5 protein-coding genes and 1 pseudogene are annotated in these 4822 nt (G+C 39.0%); 5 read left to right on the top strand and 1 reads right to left on the bottom strand.

Annotated elements, in window-relative coordinates; all coding sequences use genetic code 11:
* Positions 1-192, top strand: a 192-nt coding sequence (locus tag AAC037_RS19820; RefSeq protein WP_339905054.1) for an isocitrate dehydrogenase kinase/phosphatase-domain containing protein, incomplete at its 5' end; no start/stop codon positions are given.
* 1 nt (position 193) lies between these two features.
* Here AAC037_RS19820 and AAC037_RS19815 read toward each other — a convergent pair.
* The gene (locus AAC037_RS19815; RefSeq protein ID WP_339905052.1) at positions 194-709 is read right to left on the bottom strand and encodes a gamma carbonic anhydrase family protein; all 516 of its coding nucleotides are present in this window, start codon (positions 707-709) and stop codon (positions 194-196) included.
* 483 nt (positions 710-1192) lie between these two features.
* On the opposite strand from AAC037_RS19815, the gene AAC037_RS19810 reads away from it, so the two are divergent.
* The 4 genes and pseudogenes from AAC037_RS19810 to AAC037_RS19795 form a co-directional block, all read left to right on the top strand.
* Positions 1193-1915 (top strand): YceI family protein, encoded by a 723-nt coding sequence (locus AAC037_RS19810; protein WP_339905050.1) that lies wholly within the window; start codon positions 1193-1195, stop codon positions 1913-1915.
* Positions 1916-1999: 84 nt separating this feature from the next.
* A complete protein-coding gene (locus tag AAC037_RS19805) occupies positions 2000-3280 on the top strand; it encodes an anthranilate synthase component I family protein (RefSeq protein WP_339905049.1) in 1281 nt (426 codons plus the stop codon).
* Entirely contained in the window at positions 3281-4630 is a 1350-nt protein-coding gene (gdhA, locus tag AAC037_RS19800) for an NADP-specific glutamate dehydrogenase (RefSeq protein ID WP_339905048.1), read from the top strand.
* 6 nt (positions 4631-4636) lie between these two features.
* A pseudogene (locus tag AAC037_RS19795) lies at positions 4637-4822 on the top strand (DNA polymerase IV); the annotation flags it as partial.

The raw sequence follows: 4822 nt of genomic DNA, 5'->3' as shown, positions 1-4822 counted from the left end.
GTGTTCCCGGAAGATTTTAAACGCTTCATGATTGGCAGACAAGACGTAAAGGCCTACTTTATTGAAAACAACCCGCAATTGTTTGACCCTGAATACTGGAGTGGTATTCAAAACAAACTTAGAAAAGGAGAACTGATTCATGCCTTCCCGTACCCGGAATCCATGCGATTCCGACCGGATGAAACGGTCTAGATCATTCGTCTTTGTACCAGCTGGCATATTTAGGATAGTTGGAGGCAATTCTTGCAATGGCCTCCTTCATTTCTTTTCCGGTATCTTTCACCCGCTTTGCCGGAATTCCTGCATATATGCTGTCGCCTTCTACAATCGTCCCTGCCAATACAACAGCTCCTGCAGCAATAACCGCTCCTTCATTGACCACAGCATCATCCATAACAATAGCCCCCATTCCTATCATTACTCTATCCTTGATGGTACAGCCATGAACTATGGCATTGTGAGCAATGGATACTTCAGAGCCTATATTTACGGGAGATTTTTGGTAAGAACAGTGAATTACTGCTCCGTCTTGAATATTGGTATGATTGCCAATCTTTATATAATGTACGTCTCCTCTGATCACTGCATTGAACCAAACGGTGCAGTGATCTCCCATTATCACATCTCCGGTAAGGGTAGCATTGTCTGCTAACCAACATTCTTTGCCCCATTGGGGCGATTTGTCATTTACTTTTTTGATCAATGCCATGCTATCTAAATAATATTTAGGTTTTAAAAGGTTTAGCGAACCATCCCCTATTCAAAACATTACAATCGATTTAACTAGTGTAAGAATGTCCCATATAAAACTTGTTTGACACTCTATTTTCACTCACAATTTTAACACCTTATTTCTTAATCAAAGCATTAATTTATTTATTTTGATTATGAAATTGCCAGGTTAAAATCACCATAGACACATATAAATCTAAATAATTAATGAGAATTGTAGCAAAAATATCCGCAAAGTCCTGCACTGGATTTAGATTTTTTTATCACGAAATTAACTGATAATCCATGGATTACAGGATTTTTTTATAAAGAAGAAGGATATGCAAAGCTTAATTTGGATAAAGCGCTAATCTTGGTTAAATTAATTAAAATTTATTGAACCTTTTTATCTACAATTAGTTTAAGTGTATATACATTTAATTTTAGAACCAATCACAACTTATTAAATCAAACTATAACTATGAAAACAATTAAATTATCAGGTTTTTTACTGGCAGCAGCATTATTGACCTTTTCTTGTGGACAAAACAACAAAACAGTTGAAACTTCGGAAGCTCAGGAAGAGGCTCAGTCTAGTGGTGAAACATTACAATTGGACACCAATTCAAGTACAGTAAATTGGAGGGGGTATAAGCCTACTGGTCAGCACCATGGAATTATCCCTGTCACAGATGGCGAAATTTCGGTAGAAGGAGATGCCATAACTTCCGGAGAGTTCACTTTCGACATTACTAAATTAGAGATCCATGATTTAGAGGAAGGAAGTGAAAACCATGGCAAGTTGTGGAATCATTTACAATCTGATGACTTTTTTGATGCGGCCAATCATCCTCAAGCTACATTTGTAATCACAGAAGTTTCTCCTTATAGTTCTGGTGATGCCATCGAAGATCAAGAACAGTTTGAAACAGAGAATACGCCTAAAGGCGAGTCTGAACTGGCACCTGCTTCACCTACTCATTGGATCAGTGGAAACCTAACCATGAGAGGAACAACCAAAAATATTAAATTCCCTGCGTCAGTTTCTATGACAGATGGAAGTGTTTCCGCTCAAGCCGGATTTAACATCGATAGAACGGAATGGGGTTTAGCATATGGTGATGAAGCCACAGCTGTAGACAAAACCAAAGACAAATTCATTTACAACTCTGTAAGTGTGAACTTTGACATCAAAGCCAACTAATAGTATTGGTATATCTAAATTAATATTTGATAGGGGGATAATTTTATCCCCCTTTTTTCATGGCATTTACTTAATTTTGCAAAGATGCCATCAAACGAAAACAAGCTCACTATACAAAGTAACTCCGATTGGGTGCCAAAAATGCTGGCATGGGTAGACCTGAACTTTACCTGTTTTGGCTATTTCACTTCACAGGAAATAGCGTATCCATCCGGTGGTTTTAACCATGTATTGTATGCAGGGACCAAAGCTGTCAATTTGGAGAATTTGGATCAATTGCCCTCAGACAAGCCTAAAGTGGGCATCATATCCTATGATCAAAAAAACAAATATGAGAAATTATCCAGCCAAAACAGGGAATGGATCAATTGTCCTGACAGTTTGTTTTTTAGCCCGGAGATAACCATTCTTATCAGCAATACAGAAATAACCATTGAAGGAACCTCGCCTGATCAGATCTTGGCTGAAATATTGAATACAACAGCCTCCCAAAGACGAAGGAGGGGAAATTGCAACCTCAATTGTTCTCAGGACGAAGAAAGCTATACAGCTACTTTCCGAAAAATTCAAAATCATATTTTAGAAGGAGATATTTATGAATTGAATTATTGCATGGATTTTCAGGGTACCGTTTCCCATACTGAGCCTATCAATTTGTTTTTAGACCTATGTGAAAATTCACCCATGCCCTTTAGTGCTTTGTTCAAGGCTGCAAACCTGTATCTTTGCTGTGCTTCTCCTGAGAGGTTCTTAAAAAAGCAGGGACAGACTTTGCTTACGCAACCCATAAAAGGTACCGTTAGAAGAGGAAGAAATCAGCTAGAAGACAAAGTACTAAAAAAACAGTTGGCTGAAAGTAAAAAAGAGCAAGCGGAGAACTTGATGATTGTGGATTTGATGAGAAATGACCTTGCAAGACTGGCACTAACAGGAAGCGTGGACGTAAAGGAGTTGTTTGGCATATATTCATTCAAGCAAATCTCTCAAATGATTTCATCCGTCACTTGCCAATTGCCACCCTCCGTTGGTTTTGAAGAAATTATATCTAAAACCTTCCCTATGGGAAGCATGACCGGAGCTCCCAAAATCAAATGCATGGAGCTTATAGAAGCTCATGAAAAATTTAAAAGATCTTGGTTTTCAGGCAGTATAGGGTATATAGACAGCAATGGAGATTTTGATTTTTGTGTAATAATTAGAAGTTTAATTATAGATCGAACAAAAAATTCCATTTATTTTGGCGTTGGAAGTGCCATTACAATTGATGCAGATGCCAAGGCTGAATACCAAGAATGCCTGCTCAAAGCTGCTTCATTAATCAATACTTTAAAAAACTTTTATTCAAATTTCAATAACCCCATTTAAATGTCATCATTAAAAAACATCCTTAAAAACGTAATCGATAAAAACCCCAACGAGTCTGAATTTCACCAGGCAGTAGAAGAAGTATTTGATAGTATCCTCCCGGTGCTAAAGGCCAATGATTTATATGTGGATGAAAAACTTTTTGAACGCATTTGTGAAGCAGAAAGAATTATTTCCTTTCGCGTTTGCTGGACAGATGACCATGGAAAGGTTCAAGTCAACAAAGGATATCGAATACAAATGAACAGTGCCTTGGGGCCCTATAAAGGAGGCTTGCGCTTTCATCCAAGTGTAAACCAAAGCATACTTAAATTTTTGGCTTTCGAACAGGTATTCAAAAATGCTTTGACCGGATTACCACTTGGCGCAGGAAAAGGAGGCGCCGATTTTAATCCTAAAGGAAAATCTGATGGCGAAGTCATGCGATTTTGCCAAGCCTGGATGATGGAAGCCTATCGACACATAGGGCATTTCACAGATGTTCCTGCGGGAGACATAGGCGTCGGAGAAAGAGAAATAGGCTATCTTTTTGGGACTTACAAAAAAATACGAAATGAATTCCAGGGAGTTTTAACGGGAAAAGGAAAGGATTGGGGAGGTTCATTTTTAAGGCCCGAAGCGACAGGCTATGGTTTAATCCATTTCGTCCACTTTATGCTCACAGAGATTGATGAGAATTTAAATGACAAAGTTTGCTTGGTTTCAGGTGCAGGAAATGTCTCTCAATTTGCTATAGAAAAACTGCTACAAGAAGGGGCTAAGGTAGTTGCCTTTTCTGATTCCACGGGTTTTATTCATGATCCGGAAGGGATGACGGAAGAAAAATTAGATTTTTTGAAAACTGTAAAAAATGGGCAGAGAAAAAGCATTTCAGCTTTTGCGGAAAAATTTGAATCGGCCACATTTACGGCAGCAGGGAGTGAAAACATTTGGTCTATTCCTTCAGATTGCGCCTTCCCTTGTGCCACACAAAATGAATTGAATGAAGGAGATGCCAAGCTTCTCAAAAAAAATGGATTACTTTTATTGGCTGAAGGAGCAAATATGCCTTGCACGCCGGAAGCCATAAATTATTTACAAGAAACCAATGTGCTTTATGGACCGGGTAAAGCCAGCAATGCCGGAGGTGTCGCTGTTTCAGGACTTGAAATGACGCAAAACAGAATGGGTAACTATTGGACAAAAAGTGACTTGGAGAAGCAATTGCGAACCATCATGAAAGGTATTCATGAAAAATGCCTGGAAACCATCAGCAAGCATGATTTGAAAAAACAGGATTACCTCAATGCTGCCAATATAGGCGCTTTTGAAAAAGTGGCCAAAGCCATGCATGCCCAAGGAACCGTATAATAAACCATGGAAAACTACCGGAAAATCATACATGTAGACATGGATGCATTTTTCGCATCGGTAGAACAATTGGATCATCCAGAATATAAAAACAAGCCGCTCGCTGTCGGGGGAAACAAAGAACGGGGGGTGGTGGCTGCTGCCAGTTATGAGGCCAGAAAATATGGCGTCCGCAGTGCAATGAGCGGCTAT

Source organism: uncultured Cyclobacterium sp. (assembly GCF_963976465.1).
Taxonomy (GTDB): domain Bacteria; phylum Bacteroidota; class Bacteroidia; order Cytophagales; family Cyclobacteriaceae; genus Cyclobacterium.
Note: the sequence above shows the minus strand (reverse complement) of the source record. Positions and strands in the feature narration are given on the sequence as shown.